Raw genomic sequence first — 25,636 nt, 5'->3', positions numbered from 1 at the left:
GTTTACAATATGAAAACACGTGAAATGCTGAAAGTTATACCACTCGTAACATTAGCCCTGCTGATGTCCTGTTCGGGTGAAAAGAAAGACACAGCGACAGAAACCCATGATGAAAAAGTGAAGGTGAAGATAGAGCAGGTATCCGCCCAGGATGTAGACCAGATTGCAGATTTCACAGCAACCGTAGAGGCTAACATAAAAAACAATATAGCCCCTCAGTCGCCAGTCCGCATTGAGAAACTGTTCGCTGAAGTAGGCGACCATGTAAAAGAAGGTCAGCTGCTTGTCAAAATGGACGCAAACAACCTGAAGCAAGCAAAGGTTCAGCTGGAAAACCAGGAAGTAGAATTCAACCGTATCGACGAACTCTACAAAGTAGGAGGCGCTTCCAAATCAGCTTGGGACGCTCAGAAAACACAACTAGACATAAGCCGCGAAAGCTTTAAGAACCTGCAGGAAAACACCCAGTTAGTAAGCCCGATCAGCGGTATCATTACTGCCCGCAATTACGACAACGGCGACATGTACAGCGGTGGAGATCCGATCTTTACAGTTGAACAGATCCGCCCGGTCAAATTATTTGTAAACGTATCCGAAAGCTATTTCACACAGGTGAAGAAAGGAAACGAAGTAGATATCAAACTCGATGTATACGGCGACGAAGTATTCAAAGGAAAAGTAAGCCTGGTTTACCCGACCATCGACGCTGCCACCCGTACATTCCCTGTTGAAATCAAGATTGCCAACGCCGACGAACGCGTCCGTCCGGGAATGTTTGCCCGTGCAACCATGAACTTCGGTACACTCAACCACGTTGTTGCTCCGGATCAGGCTATCGTAAAACAATCCGGATCAGGCGACCGCTACATCTATGTGTACAAGAATGGAAAAGTATCCTACCAGAAGGTGGAATTAGGACGCCGCATGGGTAACAAATACGAGATCGTATCCGGCGTAGACAATGGTGACCAGGTGGTAATTACCGGTCAGAACCGTTTGACTAATGGAATGGAAGTTGAAATTGACAAGTAAGAAATAAAAATATATGAGTTTATATGCAACAGCGGTAAAAAAGCCGGTAACCACCGCCCTCGTGTTCGTGGCCGTGGTGATTATGGGTCTTTTTTCCTTAACCCGATTATCAGTCGACCTGCTCCCGGAGATTGAAACCAACATGATCATGGTCATGACGGCCTATCCCGGAGCCAGCGCCTCAGATATAGAAATGAACGTTTCCAAACCATTGGAAAACGTATTGAACAGTGTGAGTGATTTGAAACACATCACCTCACAATCCAGAGAAAATATCTCTATCGTAACCCTCGAATTCGAGTACGGTACGGATATCGATGTGGCAACCAACGACGTCAGGGATAAACTGGACATCGTCGAGTCGTCGTTGCCGGATGATGTGGAAAACCCGATCATCTTCAAGTTCGGTACCGACGATATCCCCATCCTGTTGCTTTCGGTAACGGCTGAGGAAAGTACCAACGCCCTTTACAAGATCCTGGACGACAAGGTATCAAACCCGTTGGCCCGTATCAGTGGCGTGGGTGCGGTATCTATCTCCGGTGCACCCATCCGCGAAGTACAGGTATATTGCGACCCTTACAAACTGGAAGCTTACGGCCTGACTATCGAAGGAATCTCCTCGATCATTGCACAGGAAAACCGGAACACGCCGGGCGGTAGCATCGACATCGGTTCCAATACCTATACACTGCGCGTACAGGGTGAATTTACCGATGCCAAGCAAATGCTCGACCTGGTAGTAGGCAGCATCAACGGTAAGAACGTTTATCTGCGCGATGTGGCAGAAGTAAAAGACTATATCGAAGAACGTGCCCAGGAAACCTTCAACAACGGAGGTAAGGGGGGTATGATCGTTATCCAGAAACAGTCGGGTGCCAACTCGGTGAACATTGCCAAGAAGGTACATGCCAAGTTACCGGAAATACAGGCTAGCTTACCCTCCGACGTACAGCTGGGTGTTATCATCGATACATCCACGAACATCCTGAATACGATCGACAGCTTGCAGGAAACGATCATGATCACCTTCATCGTCGTAATGCTGGTTGTATTTATCTTCCTCGGACGCTGGAGAGCTACGTTCATTATTATCCTGACCATCCCGATCTCGTTGATCGCCGCCTTCGCATATTTGCTGGCATCAGGAAACACGTTGAACATCATATCACTAAGTTCGTTGTCAATCGCCATCGGTATGGTGGTGGATGATGCCATCGTTGTATTGGAGAACGTGACGACACATATCGAGAGAGGCAGTAAGCCGAAACAGGCGGCGGTGCATGCAACCAATGAGGTAGCTATCTCCGTTATCGCATCTACGCTGACCATGTTGGCCGTGTTCCTGCCGTTGACGATGGTAACCGGTATGGCCGGTATCCTGTTCAAACAGCTGGGATGGATCGTTAGTATCATTATGATCGTATCGACAGTGGGTGCCTTGACGCTGACTCCGATGCTTTGTTCGCAGTTGCTGCGTCTCGACCCGAAGAAAGGCCGTTTATACGTATTGTTCTTTACTCCGATCGAGAAAGCCCTGAATGCGCTGGATGTAGCTTATGCCCGCTTCCTGAACTGGGCGGTACGCCACCGTAAAACAGTGATCCTCGGTGCAGCTCTGGTCTTTATAGGAAGTATATTCCTGATCCCGACTGTGAAAACGGAGTTCTTCCCGACACAGGATAATGCCCGTATCGGTATCACGATCGAATTACCGATCGGAACACGTCAGGAGATTACCCGCGACCTGGCATTGCGTGTCGACAAACAGTTCCGCGAAAAGTATCCGGAAATCCTGGTACTGAACTTCACCGAAGGACAGGCCGATACCGATAATACCTTCGCACAGCTGAGCGACAACGGTTCGCACATCATCGAAATGAATGTCAACCTGAGCAGTGTCGGCGACCGCGAACGCGGCCTTATCGAGATTTGCGACATGATGCGTAAAGACCTGTCGGAATATTCGGAGATCAAGGAATACAAGGTACTTGCCGGCGGTTCGTCGGAAATGGGTGGTGAAAACGCCGTCGATATCGAAATCTACGGTTTCGACTTCGCCAAGACGGATGCCGTGGCAGCCGAACTGGCACGCCGCCTGGAAACACTGAAAGGTTGTTCGCAGGTAAACATCAGCCGTAAAGACTATATCCCGGAATACCAGGTTGACTTCGACCGTGAGAAACTGGCGATGAACGGGCTGAACGTTGCTACCGCTTCCTTATATCTGCGTAACCGTATCAACGGTTCTACCGCTTCCAAATACCGTGAAGACGGCGACGAGTACGACATCAAGGTACGCTACGCCCCGGAATTCCGCCAGTCTATTGAAGACATCGAGAATATCATGATCTACAATAACGCCGGACAGGGAGTACGTATCCGCGACCTCGGTAAAGTGGTAGAGCGTATGACGCCTCCTACTATCGAACGTAAGAACCGTGAACGTATCATCACCGTTTCAGCCGTTGTAGGCCAGGGTGCCGCATTGAGCGACCTGGTTGCCGCAACCCGTGCCGAACTGAAGAAGATGGATATCCCGTCTGAAGTAAGCTGGCAGTTGGGCGGTACCTTCGAGGATCAACAGGATACGTTTACCGACCTGGGTATATTGATGGTATTGATCATCATCCTGGTATTCATCGTGATGGCAGCCCAGTTCGAGTCGCTGACCGACCCGTTCGTGATCATGTTCTCCATCCCGTTTGCCTTCACCGGGGTTATCCTGGGATTGTCGATCACGCAAACGCCGTTGGGTGTAATGGCATTGATCGGTGTGATCATGTTGATGGGTATCGTAGTTAAGAACGGTATCGTGCTGATCGACTACACCATCCTCTGCCGCGAACGTGGAATGAGTATTCTTACGGCTGCCGTAGCTGCCGGTAAGTCCCGTCTCCGCCCGGTATTGATGACCACGCTGACTACCGTGCTCGGTATGATCCCGATGGCTGTCGGAACAGGTGAAGGTGCCGAAATGTGGCGTTCGATGGGTATGACGGTTGCCTGGGGTCTTTCGGTATCTACTTTAATTACGCTGGTTATCGTACCGGTTGTCTATTGCGTATTTGCCGGAAACGGAGTGAAACGCCGCCGCCGTAAGATCGCCAAGTTGAATCAGTTGGAACAATTATAAAACAAAAGAACAATGAAAGCAATATTCATATCATTCAATCAGGCTTATTACGAAATGATCCTCAGTGTGATGGATCGCAATAATATACGCGGCTTCACCTACTGGGACGAAGTACAGGGGCGCGGAAGCAAAAACGGCGAGCCGCATTACGGCAGCCACGCCTGGCCAACACTCAATTCCGCCATACTCGCTATGGTGGAAGACGAGAAGGTAGACCACTTCCTCGACCTGTTGCATAAAATGGATATGCAGACAGAAGCACAAGGGTTGCGCGCCTTCGTATGGAACGTTGAAAAAACAATTTAAATGCTTATGAGTACACCTTATGTAACGACATTTAAATTAAGCAGGAAAAAGCAGAGAGGGTTGTTTCTTACAACCCTCTGCTCTGCCCTGATAGGTATCGGTTCCCTCGCAATCTCTCACGAACTGAAATTGGGCGAAGGACGCTTCCTTCTGCTCCTGATCGGTTTCTTCTCGCTGCTCACTACGGTATTCTGTTGCATAAGTTACTATTACCTCACCCGCGAAAAGTTTACGGCCATCTATATATCGGAAGAAGGGGTCAACGACATCTCCACCGGAAACAGAATCGGAACAATTTTATGGAAAGATGTTGTCAGTCTCAAAGTAATGGACGATATTAGCAACCTGAAACGCAAATATATTGTGTTAAAGGTCAAAAATCCGAACGAATATATTGACCGTGAGCCCACACGTAGTAAAAAACGTTCGATGGAGTTAAGGCTCCAATACTACGGATCACCTATTTGTATATCCAACCGTGCGCTGGATTGTACCTTTGAGGAATTAAAACAGGCTGTATTCGAAAAGTACAACCTTTATAAAGCTTCCCATAAAGAAGCATAGAATCTATATTACATTATGGACAAACAGATCAAAATCCTTATTTTTACCAAAGACGAGAACCTGGGAGCATTATTCAAGGAATGCCTGAGAACCGAAAAATACAGTACGGAGACATTCTCCCGGGAAGAAGAAGCCTACGATCATTTTTGCTCCGTAGGCGCCGACCTGTGTATCCTGGACGTATCCGCCGACAAAGAAGAGGTCAGGCTGGCTTATGCATTCAAATCCATGCAGATGGATGTTCGACTGATCTTCCTCTTTAACTCGCCCACCAAAGAGGATATAGCAGAAGTATTTCAATTCGGGGCAGACGACCTGATGCGAAAACCCATCAGCCTGGAAGTACTGCAAGCCCGTATCGACGCCATCATGAGGCGAACCTTTGTCGAGCAGGAAAAGCCGATTATTATATATAAGTTCGGCATTTTCTCCTTCAACACGCATACGCAAATCCTGACAATCGATGGCAATGAAAAAAAGCTGACCACCAAAGAGTCCGACCTGCTCCTGATCCTCTGCCAGAACCCGAACAAACTGGTAGACAGAGGACTGGCCTTACAAAGGATCTGGAAAAGCGACAGCTATTTCAATGCACGCAGCATGGATGTCTACATCACCAAGCTGCGCCACCTGCTAAAAGCCGACCCCAGCGTCCGGATCGACAATATACATGGAAAAGGATATAAACTGGTGACTCACGCAATATAGGTATGACAAACGAATATTTCAACCTGCTGCTGATACTGATGGCGGCCATCGCGGCCATTGTTTTCGTCACCCTTTATTTCGTCGAGGCCGGCTACGGCATGCTGTTCGACAAGAAATGGGGAAAGCCCATCCCCAACAAAATAGCCTGGATATGCATGGAAGCCCCGGTCTTTCTGGTGATGCTCCTGCTGTGGAGCCGGTCGGAACGGCAATTCGAAACGGTTCCCCTGCTTTTCTTCCTGTTCTTCGAGCTCCACTATTTCCAGCGGGCATTTATCTTCCCCCTGCTTATCAAAGGCAAAAGCAAGATGCCGGCCGGCATCATGGCAATGGGTATCGTGTTCAACCTGCTGAACGGCTATATACAGGGAACGTGGATATTCTACCTCGCCCCCGAAAACATGTACACCATCGAATGGCTGGCAACACCGCAGTTCATCATCGGGACACTCCTGTTCTTCGGCGGCATGTTCATCAACTGGCAATCCGACTATATCGTCCGCCATTTGCGCCAACCGGGCGACACGAAGCATTACCTGCCCAAAGGCGGCATGTTCAACTACGTCACCTCGGCCAACTATTTCGGCGAACTGGTGGAATGGTGCGGCTTCGCAATCCTGACCTGGAGTGCCAGCGGTGCCCTGTTTGCCTGGTGGACATTTGCCAATCTCGTTCCCCGTGCCAACACGATCTGGCACAAATACAAAACCATGTTCGGCAAGGAAGTGGGCAAACGGAAGAGGGTTATTCCGTTTATTTATTAACACTCTCCCCTTAAAACCGGCTTTCAACTCTTCCTGTCCTATCTTTGTTCCATCCTAAATTCGATTGTTATGGAACAGAATGTATGCATTTACATGGCATGCCTGGACGGGGAGATGCGGCAAGCCGGAAAAGACAGTAAAGCCGATCTCTTCCGGGCCATGAGCATCCCCTCACCCGCAACATCCGTCAGGAGTTCTCCATCGTTGTCACCATCGACGGCGACAACATATCCGTCCCCTTCGCCGGCGTCAGCGACAGGGAAGACGGAAAGCAAGGAGATTGTCTGCTGGCAAATGGTAGAGGCGATGATGGAAGCTATGGGGGAAGAACTGGATAAAAGGAAAGAGATCACCCTACAGGGCTTCGGTTCTTTCAGGCTCTGGCCGCAAAGCCCACGTATAGGACGGAATCCCCGAACCGGAGCGGCCTGTCCTATTGCCCCCCGTATAAGTGTCAGGTTCAAGGCCGGCAAGGACTTGTTGAAAAAGCTGAACAAATAACAAAAAGAGGCTGTCAAAAACAGCCTCTTTTTCATTTATCCTCTTACTATTTCTTCTTTATCCTTATCCCAGTACATCGTACGTCCTTCCAGATAAGCATGTGTTCCCATATGGGCGGTCATGGCCTCCTGGAATGCGGCATCGATGTTGCAACTCGGCTGTTTGTTCTGACGGATACATTCCAGCCATTCGCGGATATGCAGGTGGGTCGTATCGTAACGCTTACCGCTTACATAGGTATAGAGCAAACCGCGCTGTGCAAAATATAACTCGGTAGGCGACGTGATGGCGTCCACCGTGCTCTGTCCGGGAACATACGTATAGAACGGTTCGTTCGGTTTGATAATGCCCTTGTCGATCTTTTCCTTGTAGATCTCGGATGCAGGATCCGCTTTCAGGGTGATCGTATTGGACAATTCCATCTGTGCATCGTGCCCCATGATCACTTTACCGCGCGGACGGTTGCTGGCCAACGTGGCACTGTAGAGCATCGTCATATCCTTATCCGGAAACTCGAACGTCGTTTGCAGTACATCCGGCACCGTACGTCCGTCCTTGAAATAATACACTCCACCGGAAGAGGTAGCCGAATGGGGAATGCCGACATCAAATATCTGGTTGATCGCATCATATTCATGTGTCAGCAAGTCGCCGCTAAGTCCGGTACTGTAATCCCACCAGCAACGCCAGCGGAAGAAGCGTTCGAGACTGAATTTATCACGGGGATCAGGGCCGATATAACGTTGCAGGTTGTTGGAAGTCATATAGTCGGTATATTCCTTGATCCGTTCTTCCGGCCCCTCGAACTGTTTCCAGTCGATCGTCTCGGGAGAAGCGCCGTCGATCAGCGGATAGACCCAGGCACCGTTGGGGTCGTTGCGGTTGGTACACACCTCGATCAACGATACTTTACCGATCAGGCCTTTATCAATGATCTCCTTGGCACGGATATAACTGTCGGTCTGGCGTCCCTGGTGACCCAACTGGAATATGATACTGGTTTCTTTTATTACCTCGCGCACCTTATAAGTTTCAGGCACCGTCCACGACAGCGGTTTCTCTACATAGACATGTTTTCCGGCTTTGGCCGCTTCCATCGCCATCGTACTGTGCCAATGGTCGGGAGTGGCAATGATAACCGCATCGATATCGTCAGCTGCCAACAGTTCCTGATAAGTCCGGTACCGTTTCGGCGCTTTACCGAACGTACCGTTCGATCCTTCACGGTGGATATTGGAGGCGGCCAGTACGGCTGCTTCGCCATATACATCGAAGATATCGCATACGCCGGTCACTTCGATATTCAGGTCGTCCTGTTGCAGGAACTGTTCATAGCGCTTGTCTTTGCTATCATTCTTTGCCCCTTCGATCAGTCCGTCGATCCAGGAAGGTTCGGCGAAACCAGCCGCACGCATCAGCTGTTTGCCACGGATACCGAAACCGATCATCCCGATACGTATCTTTTTACCGTCCGGTTGTGCCGGGATCATGTAATGCTCCTTATTGAAATGGAAGGAGCTGCCGAGGCTTTTCGTCTTTTTATCGTATTGCTGTTTCCTGTAAACGCCAAAGCCCAGTGCACCCAGCACAGGAATTGTAGCAAGAGCCTTCAGGGCATTGCGCCGGCCTTCGGATTGGGGCGCCTGATTTTCTTTCGGGGTATTGTTATTATTTTCTGTTGACATGATATTACATTAGTTTGAGTTTAGACAATAAGGGGATCGCTTTCTTCAGGTAACGATCCAGCCCGATAATATGCGAGGTGGGGAAAGCGATAAGCACGGCCAGTGCCGCCATTTCCACCAGGTTCTTGTCTATCCACAGATAAGAGCCTTCGAACGGCATCATATACTGTGCGCCGATAAACGAAGGATGGGAAAGGTAATAAAACGCAAGCAATATCATTGCCCCGATAGAAGATAGTTTGCTGAAAGCACCTGTAATCAGTCCGAGACCGATCAACAACAGCGCCCATTCATTCAACGCATTCACCATGTTCATCATAGCCGGATCGCTAGCCAACCCGGAGAAAAAGTCAGACATAAACCCTTTGGAGTCCATCAGATAAGGTAAAGAAGTCCATTTCGGATTCAATATCTTTACCAGTCCCTCATAGGCAAAATGCCAGCCAATAAATAACCGCAGTACAACCATCGCGGTCAACTGCGCAGAAGTGTAAGAATCTTTCTGTTTCATTTCATGTATTTGATTTAACGGTCACAAATATAGAAATAAAATCCGTCGATCGAAGACTTTGAAATACATATGAGACTAAAACTTATGGCATTTAACCAATATTTTATCTCCGTTAACTAAGGTAGTTGCAAAAAGGTATACTTTTCCTCCGTCTGCTATCTTTGTGCGCTTACGTAGTTCTTCCACCGGCAGCGGAAAGTTCCGAACAGTTATATTGGCTTGCGGAATTGTTTTGACCAAACCTTTGCATAGCTTACCGGTAAAAGGATACACTTCTTCTACTACAAAACTTCTCCCCGGAAAAGTTTCAAGCTTTACATCAGACGTATAAAGATGGCTGCTTACATGCAGTTTCTTCAGAGCGAAAGCGGTAGCCACACTCTTAAAAGCACCGGCTTTCAACAAGGAAGCATTGGGCTCGTAAAGATAGTTTTTCACCTGTCCACCCAAGCGCAGGTCTTCATTGCGTTCATCCTGCAAAGAAAAGGTGAATGATTCTTCCTCTCCGGAACTAGTATAATTGATACAGTGGATAACCGGAGTTTCCACGTTTGCTTCCCGCCCTACCACAAAAAGCAGTTCTTTACATTCGTTCTTTACCGACAACACATGTACTTCGGTTGTTCCGGGTAACAGATCGAGTGTCAACCGAATATCGGCCATCGGCGACAGCTTGGCTATGACCTTGGGAGCATGACGGAACAGTTCCGGCAAAAGGGCAGGGAGATCCGGTTCGCAATCCGATAAGGCAAAAACACGCTTATTCCCTTCGCCACGCCGGGCCGGGTCGATATAAAAGGCATCGACCTCCGGTAATTGGGTAGCCAGTGACGTGCTATCCCCTTCTATAATAGTGATATTGTCGGCTCCGAGCACGGAGAAGTTGTTGCGAGCCGCTTCACAATAGGCCGGAAAACGTTCTATATAGGTGACATGGCGGGCTTTGCGGGAAAAGTAATAACTGTCGATCCCCAGGCCTCCGGTCAGGTCACATAAAGTGTCTCCTTCTTTTACCAACCGTTGTTTATATAAAGCGGTTTGTTCGGACGAACATTGTTCCGCCGATATCTTGGAGGGAAACAGCAGGGCATCATTCATATACCACAAAGGCAGCTTATCCCTGATCTGCCGCCGGGCAGCGATCTGCTCGACTGCAAAAGGAATATCAACCGATGGATAACGAGATGCACTCAACAGCAGACGCGTCAGATCATCGCCTGCATGTTCTTTCACAAATAGCCTGAATTCGTCTGTCTGTATCATGCGGCAAAGATAAGAAGAAATCGGCAGGGATTCCGGCCGAGTAATATTTTTCAAAAAAAAGTATCAAATCATTTGCAGTTTGTAAGAGAATATCTATATTTGCTGCCGTAATAATAAAAACAGTCATGAGAACATTTATAGTAAATACATTTTGGTGGTGGCGCTCTTTACTCCTCAAACGGTCGTAAGGAACGCAGTCCTGTGTATATACTAGTCAAGATATCATAGAAAGGCCTGTCGCACTTGCGACAGGCCTTTTTTCTTTTTCAAACAAACGGAATACAACTAAAATAATATAGCAAAAAGATGAAAACGTATCAAGTGGACAAAAATGGTTACTACGGTGAGTTCGGCGGGGCATACATCCCCGAGATCCTTCACCAGTGTGTGGAAAATTTACAGAACACGTATCTGGATGTACTGGAAAGTGAAAGCTTCAAACAGGAGTTCAACCAGTTATTGCGTGATTATGTAGGCCGCCCCTCTCCTCTTTACCTGGCAAAACGGTTAAGCGAAAAGTACGGATGCAAAATCTACCTGAAACGGGAAGACCTGAACCATACAGGAGCACATAAGATCAACAACACGATCGGACAGATCCTGCTGGCACGCCGCATGGGTAAAACACGTATCATCGCTGAAACAGGAGCCGGCCAGCACGGGGTAGCCACCGCTACCGTCTGCGCCCTGATGAATATGGAATGTATCGTCTATATGGGCAAGACCGATGTGGAACGCCAACACGCCAATGTACAGAAAATGGAGATGCTCGGCGCCACAGTCATCCCTGTCACCTCCGGTAATATGACACTGAAAGATGCGACGAACGAAGCTATCCGCGACTGGTGCTGTCATCCTTCCGATACCTATTATATCATCGGTTCTACCGTAGGCCCTCATCCTTATCCGGATATGGTTGCCCGCCTGCAATCGGTCATCAGCGAAGAGATAAAGAAGCAGCTTCTGGAACAGGAAGGACGCGAAAATCCGGACTATCTGATCGCCTGTGTAGGCGGTGGCAGCAATGCAGCCGGAACGATCTATCATTTCATCAACGACGAACGGGTGAAGCTTGTCCTGGCTGAAGCCGGAGGAAAAGGGATCTGCTCGGGTATGAGCGCCGCCACCATCCAACTGGGTAAGAAAGGGATCATCCACGGAGCCCGTACGCTGGTGATGCAGAGTGAAGACGGACAGATCGAAGAACCTTACTCGATCTCCGCCGGACTGGATTATCCGGGTATCGGCCCGATCCACGCCAACCTCTCCGTTTCCCACCGGGCCTCCATCCTGGCCGTCGATGATGACGAGGCACTGGAAGCCGCTTTCGAACTGACCCGCCTGGAAGGGATCATCCCGGCACTGGAAAGCGCACATGCGCTGGGAGCACTCGGCAAAGTGAACTTTAAACCGGAAGATGTGGTTGTACTGACCGTCTCCGGCCGTGGGGATAAAGATATGGATACCTATATTGAATATAAAAACAGAAAGTAACCGATGAAAAACTATCACTTCAAAACTATAAGCAAACAGGTTCTGGGCGACCTGCATACCCCCGTAAGTATTTACCTGAAAGTACGGGACATTTACCCCGAGTCAGCACTGCTGGAAAGTTCGGACTTCCACGGGAATGAGAACAGCCTTTCGTTTATCGCCCTCTGTCCGCTGGCCAGTATCGGCATCAATAACGGCGAATGTACGGCAACCTTCCCCGACGGGCAGAGCGAAGTAACTCCGTTGACCGAAAGTTATAACGTTGCCGATGCGATGAATGCTTTCCTGAGTCGTTACAGCATAGAAGGTGCCGACAAGAAAGTATGCGGCCTGTTCGGCTACACAGCTTTCGATGCCGTCCGTTACTTCGAGAACATTCCGGTTATGGAAGCCCACCACGAGGAGAACGATGCTCCCGATATGCTATACATATTATATAAGTATATCCTGGTATTCAATCATTTCAAGAACGAACTGACATTAGTCGAACTATTACAGGAAGGTGAAAGCAGCCACCTGCAAGAGATAGAGACACTGATCGAAAACCGCAACTATGCTTCCTATAACTTCCAGACAGCCGGCCCGGAAACTTCCCCTATCACCGGTGAAGAATATAAAGCGATGGTACGCGAAGGCATCAAACACTGCCTGCGTGGCGATGTTTTCCAGATCGTACTGAGCCGCCGCTTCGAGCAACCGTTCAAAGGAGACGACTTTAAAGTGTACCGTGCCTTAAGAAGCGTCAACCCTTCCCCCTATCTGTTCTACTTCGATTTCGGCGGCTTCCGGATCTTCGGATCTTCTCCGGAGACACACTGCAAAGTAGCGGAAGGCCACGCAAGTATCGACCCGATTGCCGGAACAGCATTCCGCACAGGAAATGTAGCACTGGACAAACAACGTACCGAAGCCTTGCTGGCCGACCCGAAAGAGAATGCCGAACACGTCATGCTGGTAGACCTTGCCCGCAACGACCTGAGCCGCAATGCCCACAACGTACAGGTCGACTTCTATAAGGAAGTACAATATTACAGCCATGTGATCCACCTCGTATCCCGTGTAAGCGGCGAGGTAAACAGCGATAGCAATCCTGTTAAGACTTATATCGATACATTCCCTGCCGGAACACTGAGCGGTGCCCCGAAAGTACGTGCCATGCAGTTGATCACCGACCTGGAGAAACATAACCGCGGAGCTTATGGCGGCTGTATCGGGTTTATCGGCCTGGACGGCGATCTGAATCAGGCGATCACCATCCGTACATTCGTAAGCCGCGGCAATGTACTATATTACCAGGCTGGTGCCGGTATCGTTGCCAAAAGCAATGACGAACGCGAACTTCAGGAAGTTAATAACAAGCTGGGAGCTTTAAAGAAAGCGATCGACCTGGCAGCAAAACTAAAGAATTAAGATTATGAGCAAGATATTATTATTCGACAATTACGACTCCTTCACCTATAATTTATTACACATCCTGAAGGAACTGGGCGCAGAGGTAGAAGTACACCGCAACGACAAAATATCACTGGAAGAAGTTGACCGCTTCGACAAAATATTGCTTTCCCCGGGCCCCGGTATTCCCGAAGAAGCAGGCATCCTGCTCCCCTTGATCCGCCGGTATGCCCCGACTAAAAGCATCCTGGGGGTCTGCCTGGGCGAGCAGGCGATAGGCGAAGCATTCGGAGCGACGCTGATTAACCTGACAGACGTTCATCACGGTGTATGTTCCGATATCCGGGTAACAGCGAAAGAACCTTTGTTTGCCGGACTTGAGGCAGGTTTCCGTGCCGGACGTTACCACTCATGGGCCGTGTCGCGCGAGAACTTCCCCGACTGCCTGGAAATAACAGCCGAAGACATGGAAGAAAAGCAGATCATGGCACTTCGTCACCGCACCTATGACGTCAGGGGTATTCAGTTCCACCCGGAATCGGTACTGACTCCGAAGGGAAAGATCATTATTGAAAACTGGTTAAAAGCATAACACAATGAAAGATATATTATATAGATTATTCGAACATCAGTATCTGGGACGGGATGAAGCCCGCCAGATACTTCAGCGGATGGCAGCCGGAGAATATAACGACTCGCAGATAGCCAGCCTGATCACGGTATTCCTGATGCGTAACATTTCCGTAGAAGAGTTATCCGGTTTCCGTGAAGCCCTGCTCGAAATGCGTGTACCGGTCGACCTGACCGATTATAAGCCGATCGACATTGTAGGAACAGGCGGTGACGGTAAAAACACCTTCAACATCAGTACCGCTTCCAGCTTCGTGGTAGCCGGTGCCGGTTATAATGTGGTAAAGCATGGTAACTACGGGGCTACTTCCGTAAGCGGTGCCAGCAATGTGATGGAACAGCACGGAGTAAAATTCACGAACAGTATCGATAAGCTGCGCGAGTCGATGGAAGCCTGCCATATCGCTTATCTTCATGCCCCTTTGTTCAATCCGGCACTGAAGGCAGTCGCTCCGGTACGTAAAAGTCTCGGGGTACGCAGCTTCTTCAATATGCTCGGCCCGTTGGTAAATCCGGTGATGCCGGCCTATCAGTTGCTAGGCGTATATAACCTGCCGTTACTCCGCCTGTACAGTTATACGTATCAGGAGAGCGGAACCCGCTTTGCGGTAGTCCACAGTCTGGACGGGTTCGATGAGATATCGCTGACTACCGAGTTTAAGGTAGCCATGTCGGAGAAAGAGAAGTTATACACACCGGAAATGCTGGGTTTCGCCCGTTGCACGGAAGCGGATCTCGACGGCGGACAGACCGTAGAAGATGCCGCCCGCATTTTCGACAGCGTTATGAAGAATACGGCAACCCCGGCACAGAAAAACTGCGTGATCGCCAATTCGGCTTTCGCCATCCAGGTGATCTGTCCGGAGAAAAAGATAGAAACCTGTATCGCCGAAGCACGCGAATCGCTGGAAAGCGGCAAGGCGCTGGCGACACTGAAAAAGTTCATTTCACTGAATAATTAAGTATGAAAGATATATTACAAGACATCATAGCCAACAAACGTATCGAAGTAGAACGGCAGAAACAAGCCGTCCGCCTTCAAACATTACTGGCATTGGGAGGTGAACGCCTAGAACGTACCACCTATTCGATGCGGGCCTCACTGGCGGCTTCTTCATCGGGAATCATCGCCGAGTTTAAACGCAAAAGCCCATCGAAAGGCTGGTTGCATCCGGATGCCGCCATTGCCGACGTGATACCGGCCTATGAGAAAGCCGGAGCTTCCGCCTGTTCCGTCCTGACCGACCCGCAGTTCTTCGGTGGTTCGCTGGGCGATCTTTGCCAGGCTCGTAAACAGGTGAGCCTGCCGTTGCTCCGTAAGGATTTTATCATCGATGAATACCAGCTTTACCAGGCCCGTGTGATGGGAGCCGATGCCGTGCTGCTGATTGCCGCCTGCCTGACTACCGACCAATGCCTGGCATTAGCTGAACTGGCTCATACCCTGCAATTGGAAACATTGCTGGAAGTCCATAGTGAAGAAGAGTTGGCCTATCTCAATCCGCATATCGATATGTTGGGAGTGAATAACCGAAATCTCGGTACCTTCCATACGGATGTGGCAAATTCGTTCCGCCTGGCAGAGAAGATGCAGGAGATATCCAAAGAAAAAGATCTTTCCCCGTTGTTGATCTCTGAAAGCGGCATCTCCGATCCTACCACGGTAAGTAGCCTTCGTGAAGCAGGTTTCCGAGGCTTCCTGATCGGAGAGACATTTATGAAAACGGAACAACCGGGTGAAACCTTATCCGGCTTTATAGGAGGACTATCATGCTGATCAAGGTATGCGGCATGCGCGAACCGGATAATATCCGCCGGGTGGCAGAAGCAGGGGCCGACTGGATGGGGTTTATCTTTTATGCCCGCTCCCCCCGTTTTGCGGGAAATCTTTCTCCGGATGAGATAAGCAAGGAAAGGGCGGTTCGCAGACCGCCCGTACGGGTCGGTGTTTTCGTGGATGCAACGCCTGAATATATGATGGAGATGGGAAATAAATATGCGCTGGGGTATTTGCAGTTGCATGGGAATGAATCGCCGGACACCTGCTATGCATTGCAGAAACGGGGCTATGCAATCATCAAAGCTTTTTCCATTGCAGATGAAGAGGATTTAAAGCTGACAGCCGACTACGAAGGCCGGGCCGACTATTTCCTGTTCGACACCAAATGCAACGGATACGGAGGTTCGGGCAAGCAGTTCGACTGGTCGGTACTCACCGCCTATAAAGGGCAAACTCCTTTCCTGCTAAGCGGCGGGATCAATCCGGACAGCGTAGAAGCCATCCGCAATTTCCATCATCCGAAACTGGCCGGGCTCGACCTCAACAGCGGATTTGAAACCGCTCCGGGCATGAAAGATGCAGAGAAACTAAAAACATTTATAGATAAGATTAAGAAATAAATAAAAGACAAGCATATGAATCGTATTACAAATCTATTCGAAACAAAGAAGAACGGCATCCTGTCCGTTTACTTCACAGCCGGTTATCCCGCGCTGAATGATACGGTAACCATCCTGAAAGAGCTGGAAGCCAAAGGTATCAATATGGTTGAAATAGGTATCCCCTTCTCCGACCCGATGGCCGACGGCCTTGTTATCCAGGAAGCTGCCACACAGGCACTGCACAACGGCATGTCGCTTCATCTCCTGTTCGACCAGCTGAAAGACATACGCCGGGAGGTACAGATCCCGCTCGTATTCATGGGGTACCTCAATCCGATCATGCAGTTCGGTTTTGAAGCCTTCTGTAAGAAATGTGTGGAAGTCGGCGTAGATGGCATGATCATCCCCGACCTGCCTTTCGCCGACTATATGGCCGATTACAAAGCCATCGCCGACCGTTATGACCTGAAAATGATCATGCTCATCACCCCGGAAACTTCCGAAGAACGCATCCGCCTGATCGACGAACATACTTCCGGCTTCATCTATATGGTATCGAGTGCAGCAACCACCGGAGCCCAACAGAGCTTCGACGAACAGAAACAGGCCTACTTCCGCCGCATCAACGCCATGAAACTGCGTAATCCCCGCCTGGTTGGTTTCGGTATATCCAATAAAGCGACCTTCGATGCGGCTGCTTCCAATTCATCAGGCGCCATCATCGGCAGCAAGTTTATCCAGTTGCTGAAAAGTGAAGCGACAGCCGCCCAGGCAATCGATAAACTGCTGGATGCACTCAAGAAATAATACCATTTAAGATAAAGTATGGATAAATAAAAAAGTCCTGCATGTAACTGCAGGACTTTTTTATTTATAATTCCGCGGAAAGACAGGGTTTTGAACCTACAACTCTAACCGCTTATATTTCAGCTACTTCGCTTTCAAAATTTCAAATAGGTAACGAAACAGTAACGATTTTCAGATGTTGGGCTTGTCCAACTTTGACCGCTGTTTGTCTGCCTAACTTTCGGGTTCAAAGATACGGCTTTCTTTTGAAACTCGCAAATATCTGATAATAAATATTTTTGGGTTAGTGCAAGGTGCAAGCTATATATATAAATATATACTTGCACCTTGCACTAAAAAAAAGCACTGGGGTACAAATGGTTAAAACAAAATCCGTATCTTCGTAACCGATTAAAAACAAACGTGTATGATAATAACTAACCGTGAAGAAGTAATAGATAAAGCGTTCGGCGTATTTGTCAGGATGAACTACGAGAAAGCAAGCATCATCACGCTTGCCAAAGCCTGCGGGGTGACAAAAACGGGTATCGTTTATTATTTTCCGCACAAGTTGGATTTATTCATGGCTGTGGCGGACAAATACGTGTTGCAAATGCACGAACCGGAAAACAAGTTTGCCGCTCCTGCCGATACGTTGACGGAGTTCATCGGGCAATACGTGGCGGGAGTAGCCGCTTCCATGAAAAGGATTGTTGAACTGATTGGCGATAATTGCAGCCCGCATGATTGTAGTCCTAACTTCTACTACTTTCATTTCCTGTCACAAGTGCGCATGTACTATCCGGGTATCAGGCAGAAAATTGAGAAAATCTACCGACAAGACTATGACCTATGGGAGAAAGTCATACAGAAGGCAAAAGAAAGCGGGGAAATCAGGAGCAACACGGACGTGAAGAAAACGGCTATCTTGTTCCGGCAAATGTTTTTAGGACTGTCATACGAACAAGCATTTCTGAACGGTCTGAACGTGGACGAACTGGCAGAAAATTTTCGCCATATCTATTCGCTGCTTAAAGCCTGATACTCTTTTGTTTTTTTAACCTCTATTATTTTTGAACAGATGTTCAAAAAGTGATATTTTTATCTTATCTTTGGAGCGAAGCAAAATTCAGCGACATGGATAAGGTTCAGAAACAGAGAGGAAGCATCGTTCTGTACAAGGAAGAAAGAAACGGTGCGGACTACATACGGATAGAGTATGTAAACAGTCAGGCTGTCGCCCTGCTGCTCGCCCAAGATACGGACGTGGAAAAGACAGGCAATAGTTCTGCCTACATACCTGCCACCGCTTTTAAACTGCCGGATTTCTATGACCGCTATTCGCCCCACGCCTATATTGATTACAGCCGGGTTTACGTGCGGCATCCCAAACCTAAAAGGGAATACATACTGCCGAGAGGCTACCTCGAACTGCTGGAACAGAAGCGGTACAGCCTTTCCACCATAAAAGCCTATAAAATCTATTTCAGCGACTTCATGGAATACCACAAGGGGCAAGACCTTGACCTGCTGACGGTCGAGGACATAAACAGCTATATGCTCCACATGGTAAAGGAAAAGCACATATCCGCCACCCAGCAGAACATGCGCATCAACGCTATCAAGTTCTATTACGAGAAAGTCCGGAAAGGCAAGCGGCAATATTATGGCGGGATAGCCCGTGCAAAAGAGTACAAGGCATTGCCCGAAGTATTAAGCCGGGAAGAAATGAAAAGCATCTTTGCACAGTTATCCAATCGGAAACACAGGTGCATGATTTCTCTTATTTACTCTGCCGGACTACGCCGAAGCGAACTTCTGAACCTGACACCCCAAGACATCATCAGCGAACGGATGCTAATCAGGATTGCCGGAAAAGGCAAGAAGTGCAGGTATTCCCTACTGTCGGAAAAGCTGCTCAACGAACTAAGGGCTTACTACCGGGAATACAGACCGCAAAAATGGCTTTTTGAGGGCGAACAGGCAGGCGAACAATACTCGCCCAGCGCATTGGTTAAGATATTGAAAGAAGCGGCAAGGAAAGCCGGAATAAAGCATCGGGTACACCTGCACATGCTCCGGCACACGTTCGCCACCCACCTGCTGGAACAAGGGACAGACCTAAGAACCATACAGGAACTTATGGGACATACCGATATAAAAACAACGGCAATTTATCTGCACGTATCGAACGCCTATAAAGCAAAAATCCCCAATCCGCTGGATTGTTTGGATGATGATTAGACAATGATTTAATAGTGAATAGGAACTACACCATAAGGTGCGTTTATCGAAAAATTATTGCTAACTTAATTAAGGAAGTATGGAATTTACATTAAATATAGTATATGGTGGAGAACTTAATGCATCTAAAGCCTTAAGTCCCTTTGTGCGCAATATGAGGAAAATTATAAAAGATACATTTACTTCATTTGAAAATGAAGCTGTTACCATGTTTAAGGTAACATTGTTTTTTGATGGTGATATTTCATCCTATTATAACGGAACAGGAATATATCAACCAAGATATTACAATGTTAAAAAAGAATATGTGGTTAGTTTTTGCATTGACAGGACACAATGGACTGGGAATAAGGAAAAAGATTTAAACTATTTCATTTTTACAATAACAAGTTTGATGATTAAAAATGGAGATTTGATTTTGAATAAATTGGCTAAATATAAGTACGCATTTGATATTAATTCATACAAGCATTGTGTTGATATTTGCAGCAAAAAGATGAATGATATAGTGAATGAAATATAGCAATAACAAGCACCTGTTCCGCCTAACGGCGGCAAGCTGCAACCCATTAACATCAAAAAGCAGTGTACCATAATGGAAACAAGAGATAAACTTTTTACAGAAGAACAGTATTTGAAGCAACTGAAAATGTATGATGAAGATATTAGTTATTATGAACAAATGCATCTTTCAGGAAAACATATAGGTTACGATTCTTTGTTCAATTATAGGCTTCGTTATTTATTAGTACAGTATTCTATGGGACAGGATATTGATAAGCTGAAAAACAATTATGTGAAAGCCCTCAAAACAATGCCGAGATTTTGGACGGACAACGGATTTTATATTGAAATGTTGTGGCTTCTGTCAATAGGCATTATGTTGGATTACGAAGACGACCTTATACATGGTCTGGTGCAACTGATAAAAGACAGAGAAGCTAAAGACTATATTTATGATACATTGATTAGATACAGATTTCCTGATTGGGAAAGGACAACAAACCAAGTATTATATCCGTCACCCTATCGAATTGCTATCACTGTTACAGAGTTGGCTGAACAAGACAAAGCAGAAGCGGTGAAACGATTGGAAAAATACCTCAAAAAAGAATGGTATCGAGGACATTCTGATTTATCTTGGCATGACGACCATAAATATGGTATCAACCATGACGGTTATTGGTGTTTTGAAAGCGGTGCATTGGTCAAGGTCTTGGGGCTGGATGATAGCAGCCTGAAAGGGTTGCCCTACTATCCATACGACATGGTACACTGGAATGACAATATTAAATGAAGAAAAGGTATGAGTTACTCTGTTTGTGCATATTTGACAGAAGCCGATAAGGTAAAGTCTGTTTATGGAACTTGTGATAATCAGCTTATAAACCAATTAAAGGTTGCGTTGAAGCAGGAACTTGACACTCTGAACGATTATTTCAGCGATAGCCTGAACACGGATAAAGATGCTTATGCAGCGTTGGCAGATATAGTGAACGGAGAAATCCGTTATCCCGAAATTGCTTTCATGTACGGGTATGTATATGAAAAGATTTGCAACCATTATGGAACGCAAATCTACTGTGCGGAAAACCTTTGGCAATTGGATAGCCAAAGTACATTCATCCCTATTCCATTGAGCAGTGATTTTCCCTATATCATCAGCATACCCGTTTCAGATTTGGAGAGCAAGCGGACGGAATACACCTCACTACAAGAGGGTAACGGTATCGGAGATTATGATTACGAGCAGGAAATGGACGACTTGAATTTCATTTTCGATGAAGCCGTTGAAGCGCAAAAAGACCTTGTTATTATGGTGTATTGATATGGTACACTGGAATGAGAATAAAATATGATGTTAACGAAGCAGGATAACGGACAAGCCGTTCCCTGCTAAACCATTATCAGTAATTAAATAGTGTAACATTATGAATATATATGAAATTGGACAAGACTTTGATAATTACAAGTTCTTTGTATTCAAGGAAGAAGATAAATCAAATAAAGATGTTTGGGATTATAATGGTCAATCACTTGTTAATGAGTGGAAAGGGCTTAGCTTAGAATTGTTTAAAGATAAAAGAAAAAAGAAAGACAAACGAAGTGAGGACTTTGATGCTTCTTGTTATTTTTCTGGTTGTCTGATAGTAAATAAAAGAACATCTTTATTGCTCGCTGAAAAGCTGAAAGGACAAATAGAAGTTTTACCTGTCAATGTAGACGGTAATACTTCAAACTATTATTTTATAAATGTATTGAATACAGTCGATGCCTTAAATATAGAGTCCAAGAGCAATGAAGAAATTTTGAAGATGATGAGAGATAATAATGGTATTTTCAATAAAGGAAATATCGGTTCATATATCATATTTCGGGATAGTCTGTTTAATAACAATTATTATTGCACAGATGAATTTGTAGATTTTGTGAAGCAATATTCAATCACAGGATTAAAATTTACATGTGCAGGTATCGCAAAATAAATCACTGATAACAAGCCAAGTTAGCTGCTAAACGCAGCTCCTTGTCAAGCCATTATAAACAGTAATGCAAAATATGAAACAGAAAATATACCATATCATTATCTTTTTACTCTTTTGGTTTTGTGGAGTAGCCTATTCACAAAATCCCAAAGCAGATATTTTGCAGCAAGACCTTTCGGGCTTGTTTGACAATTTAAGCATGATTGGCATATTAGGAGAAGATTGTAGCCGAATTGATATTCATATTACCGAAGTTCGGAAAATGGATAGTAGAGAATATGAGATAAAGGGTATCAGTCGTACCCGATTATCCGTAATCTGTCCGTTTAAGGGAAAGGTTTGTGTAGATAGCATTTCTTCCTGTTCCCAAATGATAAAAAGTGAATATACGGAATTGGACGGTTTCATATACGGGTATTACTCGTTTGCGGAATACGGAGATAAACGATATAGCGGTACATTCTCCGGTTCTTTCAAGCAGGGGTATCGGATGAGCGGACAGCAAATAGAGAAAGGACGGAATGAAATAGCAGAACTGAAATTGAACTTATCTGAATATCGGGGTAAGTGGAAATCCGCAAAGGGACTGACAAAAGTCTGTTCTTGGGCAGATGAGATTATACCCGATACTCCTGCAAACTTCTGCCTGTTTAATGATGCAGGCGAATGGATTGTATCACCGAAATATCGTAAGAATGGTTGGGAAAATCTATATAATGCCTATCACAATGAAAATCTGACAACGGACGAGATACAAAAGGCTCGTGAGGTGGAAGAACAGGAATGGTGGGTAAATAAAAGCCAATCATGCAAAGTAATTTGAGTTTATAACAAAGCGTGATAACGCCTAACAGCGTTCCCCGCTTAGCCATTACTAACAATACGAATAACTCTTTATGATAAAATTCATTTTAGATGCGATGTATTATCAGATATTCATATTTAATAGGGATAAATTTATATTGGAAAATCCACATGAGCGGACGATACAGATAATATGTGGAATATTATTTCTTCCTGTTATAGTATTGGCATATCTACTGATAGAGGAGAATTTCAATTATAAAACCCCTTTTGTGTTTTTCATCATAATCTATGTTTTATTATACAAGACATTCTGTTCGTATTATATCAAAAGGAAAAAAGGTATGGAAATTATAAGGAGTAAACCTCTGATATTTAATAGCCAAAAGGTTTCTTCCTTCATATCATGGATGATTTATCCCATTTTGGTTGTATTACTTTATTTTATAATAACACATCGTCATTGGCTAAAAATTATACAATAAAGATTTAATAAGTTAGTAACAACGAAAGATAGCATCTGACGATGCTCCTTTCTAATCATTAGATATAAAGACATGAGAATATTTGTATTGTATTGTTTGTTCCTTTTCCCACTTAGCTATGTTATAGCGAAAAACGGCTATGTGGAACAAAATTCAGTAAAGTATCATTTTTTGACTGAACAAGATACCCTTTATATAGAAACAGAAAAAACAGAATTTGAAACTCTATATAGGCTGTGTTTTAATCAGCACGATGAAAAGAAGGTCATTTTTGAGTTGAAAGCGGTAGATGATAGCAATATTGACTTCGTGCAAAGCTATACAATCAATGGAGTGAGAAAGTTTGATTGCTTTGCTGTGTATGATAATGTGGCAGACGGAAACCGTTTCCTGTTCTTTGATTATGAAAATCAAGCAGCTTACATAACGCCTACTTGTTTTTCCGGTTTCTATCCGATATGCAGTTCTGTGGACTTTTCAAAAACGGAAGTTTTATTACAAAATGAGCACTCCCATTTGAAACAGCTAAACGACACATTAAGTATTGATAGTAAAGTGGCTTATGTACCATTTAACTGTAATAATCGAATTATAAAGGCAACTTTAGTTCCATATCCTCAAGCGAGAAAGGGCAATAGATATCTAATAACGAAAGATAGCATCTAACGATGCTCCTTTCTAAGCATTCAAGGCATTAGCTGTAATTATATGACATGAAAATCTATGAGAATAAAATATTGAGAATACTTGGATTTATTTTTATTTGGATTTATGTATTCGGTGTGGGCATTTGTTTTGCCGGAAGGTGGTATGCCATTGGAATACCGGGAGTGGTTTTATTGCTTGTATGGTTAAATCACAATCTTATAGGTGCTGCTATTCGTAGATATAGAGCAAGGCAGGCAATCAAACAGATAAAAAAGCATGGAACACGATTATCGGTTGATTTAAGCCAATGTAAAGTCAGTGCGCAGAAATGGAGTAGCAAGAAGTCAAGGATGCAAGAGCCAGTCTTTAAGGTATTCAATTCATGGGAAACCCAGTTTTGGAATGGTGTTAGCGGCTCTTTGTTTCCTGACATTTATCATAGTGAACAAGTAGTGTCCACTGCAATATGCACCGTGACGTACACCACCCCATACAAAGGAAAGACAAAAACATTTCGCAGTGATGCAATTTTGAAGGAAAAAGTTTCATTGGAAATGCTATTGCAATATTATGGAGTGGCAACGATTTACATAAATCCGAAGAATGACAATCAATATTATTTTGATTTGGATTTTCTAAAATAGATACAGCTAACAACGCAGGATAACGGACAAGCCGTTCCCTGCTAACCATTAACAATAGTGCGATGAATAAAACTGTTCAATCCATAATAGCATTGACAGCTTTCAGTGCTTTGCTGATAGCCATAACATTATTTTGTGGTGGCTTAGGCTTTGGTCGTCTGTTCGGAATATATGGCATTATGGAATATTGTCTTTTGGGTATGCTTGTAATAATAGATATACTGGTAATCTACAAGGTCTATAAACTATATGCAATGCAGCCTAAAACCATAATGTTATTGTTGGGTTTGGAATGTTGCTCTATCCTTTTGTGGCTTGCCTTTATCTGTATAGACCAAAGTTTATTGGATTGGCAAATTACAAACTTCATATTGCAAGCTGTTTGTTTAGACGGCTTCACGGGAGATGAACGAGGATTGAATATGCTTGCAGTCTTATGTGGCATTGTTTATCCCCTTATTGGGATTGGGTGTTTATTCACCGGATTGGGATTTGTAAATAAGTTAGTAACAACGAAAGATAGCATCTGACGGCGTTCCTTTCCAAGCCATTATGAATAAAGGAATAAAAAATACAGATAACTATTTTGAACGAGTGAAGCAACGTGCAAACCGGACGAATTACAGATACTATTTTTTTGACTACCTATATTTCAAGGGAGAGGTTTGGGGCAAGAAGATAGGGCGGATGTCAGGTTTTATACTGCTGTTTTGGTATTGGTGGTGGGTAGTAGTTCTGCCCGGCAACTTTCTCCTGATTAACAGTGTACCGGAATGGTCGTCCTTACATCTTGGCTATTTAGGTGCAATGTTTTTGCTTATTTGTGTATTTATTCTTGCACGATACAGGAAAGCCCGTGTACAGGCATTGTTGAACCGCTACCGCCGCTCTAAGCATATCAGCGCAGTACAGGCATATTTTCTGTTCCTGCTGCCCTTTGTACTTTTCTTCTTAGAAACATGGCTGTTCGATGAATGGGGTTGGACGGATTGCGTGAAGTGGAACAAATGATATGTCATTCATATATAAAACATCAGATATGGAACAACGGATTACATCATTATTGCTTCCCGCTCCCGAAGCGGAGTTGGAAGCGTCCTGCAAGGAACTGGACGAAAAGGTAACATGGCTGCTGCACAACAGCCGGAAAATGGACAACTACTTGGAACTT

The 25,636-nt window shown here is 45.6% G+C and carries 29 protein-coding genes and 1 pseudogene; 27 read left to right on the top strand and 3 right to left on the bottom strand.

Annotated elements, in window-relative coordinates; genetic code table 11:
- The first annotated feature begins 9 nt into the window (after positions 1-9).
- The 7 genes from HMPREF1536_RS25585 (at position 10) to HMPREF1536_RS28320 (ending at position 7,011) form a co-directional block, all read left to right on the top strand.
- Positions 10-1,032, top strand: coding sequence for an efflux RND transporter periplasmic adaptor subunit (locus tag HMPREF1536_RS25585; RefSeq protein WP_028727405.1), 1,023 nt, complete (start codon positions 10-12; stop codon positions 1,030-1,032).
- 13 nt (positions 1,033-1,045) lie between these two features.
- Positions 1,046-4,168 carry an efflux RND transporter permease subunit gene (locus tag HMPREF1536_RS25580; RefSeq protein WP_028727404.1) on the top strand — a complete coding sequence of 1,041 codons (3,123 nt, stop codon included), beginning with the start codon at positions 1,046-1,048 and terminating at the stop codon, positions 4,166-4,168.
- A gap of 12 nt (positions 4,169-4,180) precedes the next feature.
- Positions 4,181-4,474: a PG0541 family transporter-associated protein gene (locus HMPREF1536_RS25575; protein ID WP_028727403.1), complete on the top strand. Its 294-nt coding sequence runs from the start codon at positions 4,181-4,183 to the stop codon at positions 4,472-4,474.
- 6 nt (positions 4,475-4,480) lie between these two features.
- Positions 4,481-5,038, top strand: a complete 558-nt coding sequence (locus tag HMPREF1536_RS25570; protein WP_028727402.1) for an STM3941 family protein — start codon at positions 4,481-4,483, stop codon at positions 5,036-5,038.
- 15 nt (positions 5,039-5,053) lie between these two features.
- A complete protein-coding gene (locus HMPREF1536_RS25565; protein WP_028727401.1) occupies positions 5,054-5,746 on the top strand; it encodes a response regulator transcription factor in 693 nt (230 codons plus the stop codon).
- A 2-nt stretch (positions 5,747-5,748) separates the two neighbouring features.
- Positions 5,749-6,510: a DUF1295 domain-containing protein gene (locus HMPREF1536_RS25560; RefSeq protein WP_028727400.1), complete on the top strand. Its 762-nt coding sequence runs from the start codon at positions 5,749-5,751 to the stop codon at positions 6,508-6,510.
- A 69-nt stretch (positions 6,511-6,579) separates the two neighbouring features.
- A complete protein-coding gene (locus HMPREF1536_RS28320) occupies positions 6,580-7,011 on the top strand; it encodes an HU family DNA-binding protein (RefSeq protein WP_225608119.1) in 432 nt (143 codons plus the stop codon).
- A gap of 35 nt (positions 7,012-7,046) precedes the next feature.
- Here the strand turns inward: HMPREF1536_RS28320 and HMPREF1536_RS25550 are convergent, their stop codons facing one another.
- The 3 genes from HMPREF1536_RS25550 to HMPREF1536_RS25540 form a co-directional block, all read right to left on the bottom strand.
- Positions 7,047-8,696 carry a Gfo/Idh/MocA family oxidoreductase gene (locus HMPREF1536_RS25550; protein ID WP_028727399.1) on the bottom strand — a complete coding sequence of 550 codons (1,650 nt, stop codon included), beginning with the start codon at positions 8,694-8,696 and terminating at the stop codon, positions 7,047-7,049.
- A gap of 4 nt (positions 8,697-8,700) precedes the next feature.
- Positions 8,701-9,207, bottom strand: a complete 507-nt coding sequence (locus tag HMPREF1536_RS25545) for a DoxX family membrane protein (protein WP_028727398.1) — start codon at positions 9,205-9,207, stop codon at positions 8,701-8,703.
- A 75-nt stretch (positions 9,208-9,282) separates the two neighbouring features.
- Positions 9,283-10,470: a THUMP-like domain-containing protein gene (locus HMPREF1536_RS25540; RefSeq protein WP_028727397.1), complete on the bottom strand. Its 1,188-nt coding sequence runs from the start codon at positions 10,468-10,470 to the stop codon at positions 9,283-9,285.
- A 306-nt stretch (positions 10,471-10,776) separates the two neighbouring features.
- Here HMPREF1536_RS25540 and trpB point away from each other — a divergent pair, with 306 nt between their 5' ends.
- The 20 genes and pseudogenes from trpB to HMPREF1536_RS25440 all read left to right on the top strand — a co-directional run.
- On the top strand, positions 10,777-11,964 hold the full coding sequence (trpB, locus tag HMPREF1536_RS25535) for a tryptophan synthase subunit beta (RefSeq protein WP_028727396.1): 1,188 nt from the start codon (positions 10,777-10,779) through the stop codon (positions 11,962-11,964).
- Positions 11,965-11,967: 3 nt separating this feature from the next.
- Positions 11,968-13,374, top strand: coding sequence for an anthranilate synthase component I family protein (locus tag HMPREF1536_RS25530; RefSeq protein WP_028727395.1), 1,407 nt, complete (start codon positions 11,968-11,970; stop codon positions 13,372-13,374).
- A gap of 4 nt (positions 13,375-13,378) precedes the next feature.
- Positions 13,379-13,948: an anthranilate synthase component II gene (locus HMPREF1536_RS25525; RefSeq protein WP_028727394.1), complete on the top strand. Its 570-nt coding sequence runs from the start codon at positions 13,379-13,381 to the stop codon at positions 13,946-13,948.
- 4 nt (positions 13,949-13,952) lie between these two features.
- On the top strand, positions 13,953-14,948 hold the full coding sequence (gene trpD / locus HMPREF1536_RS25520) for an anthranilate phosphoribosyltransferase (RefSeq protein ID WP_028727393.1): 996 nt from the start codon (positions 13,953-13,955) through the stop codon (positions 14,946-14,948).
- A 2-nt stretch (positions 14,949-14,950) separates the two neighbouring features.
- Positions 14,951-15,763 carry an indole-3-glycerol phosphate synthase TrpC gene (gene trpC, locus HMPREF1536_RS25515; RefSeq protein WP_028727392.1) on the top strand — a complete coding sequence of 271 codons (813 nt, stop codon included), beginning with the start codon at positions 14,951-14,953 and terminating at the stop codon, positions 15,761-15,763.
- Complete coding sequence (locus HMPREF1536_RS25510) at positions 15,757-16,386, top strand: phosphoribosylanthranilate isomerase (RefSeq protein ID WP_028727391.1); 630 nt, start codon at positions 15,757-15,759, stop codon at positions 16,384-16,386. The genes trpC and HMPREF1536_RS25510 overlap by 7 nt, the downstream gene beginning before the upstream one ends.
- Positions 16,387-16,401: 15 nt before the next feature.
- Entirely contained in the window at positions 16,402-17,175 is a 774-nt protein-coding gene (gene trpA, locus HMPREF1536_RS25505; protein ID WP_028727390.1) for a tryptophan synthase subunit alpha, read from the top strand.
- A 406-nt stretch (positions 17,176-17,581) separates the two neighbouring features.
- Positions 17,582-18,196, top strand: coding sequence for a TetR/AcrR family transcriptional regulator (locus HMPREF1536_RS25500; protein ID WP_007568835.1), 615 nt, complete (start codon positions 17,582-17,584; stop codon positions 18,194-18,196).
- 95 nt (positions 18,197-18,291) lie between these two features.
- Positions 18,292-19,398, top strand: a complete 1,107-nt coding sequence (locus HMPREF1536_RS25495; RefSeq protein WP_007480249.1) for a tyrosine-type recombinase/integrase — start codon at positions 18,292-18,294, stop codon at positions 19,396-19,398.
- A gap of 79 nt (positions 19,399-19,477) precedes the next feature.
- Positions 19,478-19,921, top strand: a complete 444-nt coding sequence (locus tag HMPREF1536_RS25490; protein ID WP_005787127.1) for an Imm12 family immunity protein — start codon at positions 19,478-19,480, stop codon at positions 19,919-19,921.
- A 72-nt stretch (positions 19,922-19,993) separates the two neighbouring features.
- Positions 19,994-20,695, top strand: a complete 702-nt coding sequence (locus tag HMPREF1536_RS25485) for a PoNe immunity protein domain-containing protein (RefSeq protein ID WP_007480240.1) — start codon at positions 19,994-19,996, stop codon at positions 20,693-20,695.
- 9 nt (positions 20,696-20,704) lie between these two features.
- Positions 20,705-21,226 (top strand): DUF7691 family protein, encoded by a 522-nt coding sequence (locus tag HMPREF1536_RS25480; protein ID WP_007480238.1) that lies wholly within the window; start codon positions 20,705-20,707, stop codon positions 21,224-21,226.
- Between the two features lie 103 nt (positions 21,227-21,329).
- A complete protein-coding gene (locus tag HMPREF1536_RS25475) occupies positions 21,330-21,884 on the top strand; it encodes an imm11 family protein (RefSeq protein WP_007480245.1) in 555 nt (184 codons plus the stop codon).
- A 73-nt stretch (positions 21,885-21,957) separates the two neighbouring features.
- A complete protein-coding gene (locus HMPREF1536_RS25470) occupies positions 21,958-22,707 on the top strand; it encodes a hypothetical protein (RefSeq protein WP_007482664.1) in 750 nt (249 codons plus the stop codon).
- Positions 22,708-22,780: 73 nt separating this feature from the next.
- Positions 22,781-23,173, top strand: a complete 393-nt coding sequence (locus HMPREF1536_RS28495) for a hypothetical protein (protein WP_007482662.1) — start codon at positions 22,781-22,783, stop codon at positions 23,171-23,173.
- Positions 23,174-23,245: 72 nt separating this feature from the next.
- On the top strand, positions 23,246-23,839 hold the full coding sequence (locus HMPREF1536_RS25460) for a hypothetical protein (protein WP_007482659.1): 594 nt from the start codon (positions 23,246-23,248) through the stop codon (positions 23,837-23,839).
- Positions 23,840-23,886: 47 nt separating this feature from the next.
- The gene (locus HMPREF1536_RS25455) at positions 23,887-24,465 is read left to right on the top strand and encodes a hypothetical protein (protein ID WP_007482658.1); all 579 of its coding nucleotides are present in this window, start codon (positions 23,887-23,889) and stop codon (positions 24,463-24,465) included.
- Positions 24,466-24,527: 62 nt separating this feature from the next.
- Positions 24,528-24,995, top strand: a complete 468-nt coding sequence (locus tag HMPREF1536_RS25450) for a hypothetical protein (RefSeq protein WP_007482656.1) — start codon at positions 24,528-24,530, stop codon at positions 24,993-24,995.
- A 22-nt stretch (positions 24,996-25,017) separates the two neighbouring features.
- The gene (locus HMPREF1536_RS25445; protein WP_007482655.1) at positions 25,018-25,476 is read left to right on the top strand and encodes a hypothetical protein; all 459 of its coding nucleotides are present in this window, start codon (positions 25,018-25,020) and stop codon (positions 25,474-25,476) included.
- A gap of 28 nt (positions 25,477-25,504) precedes the next feature.
- Positions 25,505-25,636, top strand: a pseudogene (locus HMPREF1536_RS25440) (helix-turn-helix domain-containing protein); the annotation flags it as partial.

It is taken from the genome of Parabacteroides gordonii MS-1 = DSM 23371 (genome assembly GCF_000969825.1).
Lineage (GTDB): Bacteria > Bacteroidota > Bacteroidia > Bacteroidales > Tannerellaceae > Parabacteroides > Parabacteroides gordonii.
The sequence above is the reverse complement of the archived record's forward strand: the minus strand, read 5'-3'. Positions and strand labels throughout refer to the sequence as shown.

What these genes read in the sequence shown, in the direction of transcription:
- HMPREF1536_RS25585 (WP_028727405.1), top strand. Translation starts at nt 10, where the DNA reads ATGAAAACACGTGAAATGCTGAAAGTTATACCACTCGTAACATTAGCC.
- HMPREF1536_RS25580 (WP_028727404.1), top strand. Translation starts at nt 1,046, where the DNA reads ATGAGTTTATATGCAACAGCGGTAAAAAAGCCGGTAACCACCGCCCTC.
- HMPREF1536_RS25575 (WP_028727403.1), top strand. Translation starts at nt 4,181, where the DNA reads ATGAAAGCAATATTCATATCATTCAATCAGGCTTATTACGAAATGATC.
- HMPREF1536_RS25570 (WP_028727402.1), top strand. Translation starts at nt 4,481, where the DNA reads ATGAGTACACCTTATGTAACGACATTTAAATTAAGCAGGAAAAAGCAG.
- HMPREF1536_RS25565 (WP_028727401.1), top strand. Translation starts at nt 5,054, where the DNA reads ATGGACAAACAGATCAAAATCCTTATTTTTACCAAAGACGAGAACCTG.
- HMPREF1536_RS25560 (WP_028727400.1), top strand. Translation starts at nt 5,749, where the DNA reads ATGACAAACGAATATTTCAACCTGCTGCTGATACTGATGGCGGCCATC.
- HMPREF1536_RS28320 (WP_225608119.1), top strand. Translation starts at nt 6,580, where the DNA reads ATGGAACAGAATGTATGCATTTACATGGCATGCCTGGACGGGGAGATG.
- HMPREF1536_RS25550 (WP_028727399.1), bottom strand. Translation starts at nt 8,696, where the DNA reads ATGTCAACAGAAAATAATAACAATACCCCGAAAGAAAATCAGGCGCCC.
- HMPREF1536_RS25545 (WP_028727398.1), bottom strand. Translation starts at nt 9,207, where the DNA reads ATGAAACAGAAAGATTCTTACACTTCTGCGCAGTTGACCGCGATGGTT.
- HMPREF1536_RS25540 (WP_028727397.1), bottom strand. Translation starts at nt 10,470, where the DNA reads ATGATACAGACAGACGAATTCAGGCTATTTGTGAAAGAACATGCAGGC.
- trpB (WP_028727396.1), top strand. Translation starts at nt 10,777, where the DNA reads ATGAAAACGTATCAAGTGGACAAAAATGGTTACTACGGTGAGTTCGGC.
- HMPREF1536_RS25530 (WP_028727395.1), top strand. Translation starts at nt 11,968, where the DNA reads ATGAAAAACTATCACTTCAAAACTATAAGCAAACAGGTTCTGGGCGAC.
- HMPREF1536_RS25525 (WP_028727394.1), top strand. Translation starts at nt 13,379, where the DNA reads ATGAGCAAGATATTATTATTCGACAATTACGACTCCTTCACCTATAAT.
- trpD (WP_028727393.1), top strand. Translation starts at nt 13,953, where the DNA reads ATGAAAGATATATTATATAGATTATTCGAACATCAGTATCTGGGACGG.
- trpC (WP_028727392.1), top strand. Translation starts at nt 14,951, where the DNA reads ATGAAAGATATATTACAAGACATCATAGCCAACAAACGTATCGAAGTA.
- HMPREF1536_RS25510 (WP_028727391.1), top strand. Translation starts at nt 15,757, where the DNA reads ATGCTGATCAAGGTATGCGGCATGCGCGAACCGGATAATATCCGCCGG.
- trpA (WP_028727390.1), top strand. Translation starts at nt 16,402, where the DNA reads ATGAATCGTATTACAAATCTATTCGAAACAAAGAAGAACGGCATCCTG.
- HMPREF1536_RS25500 (WP_007568835.1), top strand. Translation starts at nt 17,582, where the DNA reads ATGATAATAACTAACCGTGAAGAAGTAATAGATAAAGCGTTCGGCGTA.
- HMPREF1536_RS25495 (WP_007480249.1), top strand. Translation starts at nt 18,292, where the DNA reads ATGGATAAGGTTCAGAAACAGAGAGGAAGCATCGTTCTGTACAAGGAA.
- HMPREF1536_RS25490 (WP_005787127.1), top strand. Translation starts at nt 19,478, where the DNA reads ATGGAATTTACATTAAATATAGTATATGGTGGAGAACTTAATGCATCT.
- HMPREF1536_RS25485 (WP_007480240.1), top strand. Translation starts at nt 19,994, where the DNA reads ATGGAAACAAGAGATAAACTTTTTACAGAAGAACAGTATTTGAAGCAA.
- HMPREF1536_RS25480 (WP_007480238.1), top strand. Translation starts at nt 20,705, where the DNA reads ATGAGTTACTCTGTTTGTGCATATTTGACAGAAGCCGATAAGGTAAAG.
- HMPREF1536_RS25475 (WP_007480245.1), top strand. Translation starts at nt 21,330, where the DNA reads ATGAATATATATGAAATTGGACAAGACTTTGATAATTACAAGTTCTTT.
- HMPREF1536_RS25470 (WP_007482664.1), top strand. Translation starts at nt 21,958, where the DNA reads ATGAAACAGAAAATATACCATATCATTATCTTTTTACTCTTTTGGTTT.
- HMPREF1536_RS28495 (WP_007482662.1), top strand. Translation starts at nt 22,781, where the DNA reads ATGATAAAATTCATTTTAGATGCGATGTATTATCAGATATTCATATTT.
- HMPREF1536_RS25460 (WP_007482659.1), top strand. Translation starts at nt 23,246, where the DNA reads ATGAGAATATTTGTATTGTATTGTTTGTTCCTTTTCCCACTTAGCTAT.
- HMPREF1536_RS25455 (WP_007482658.1), top strand. Translation starts at nt 23,887, where the DNA reads ATGAAAATCTATGAGAATAAAATATTGAGAATACTTGGATTTATTTTT.
- HMPREF1536_RS25450 (WP_007482656.1), top strand. Translation starts at nt 24,528, where the DNA reads ATGAATAAAACTGTTCAATCCATAATAGCATTGACAGCTTTCAGTGCT.
- HMPREF1536_RS25445 (WP_007482655.1), top strand. Translation starts at nt 25,018, where the DNA reads ATGAATAAAGGAATAAAAAATACAGATAACTATTTTGAACGAGTGAAG.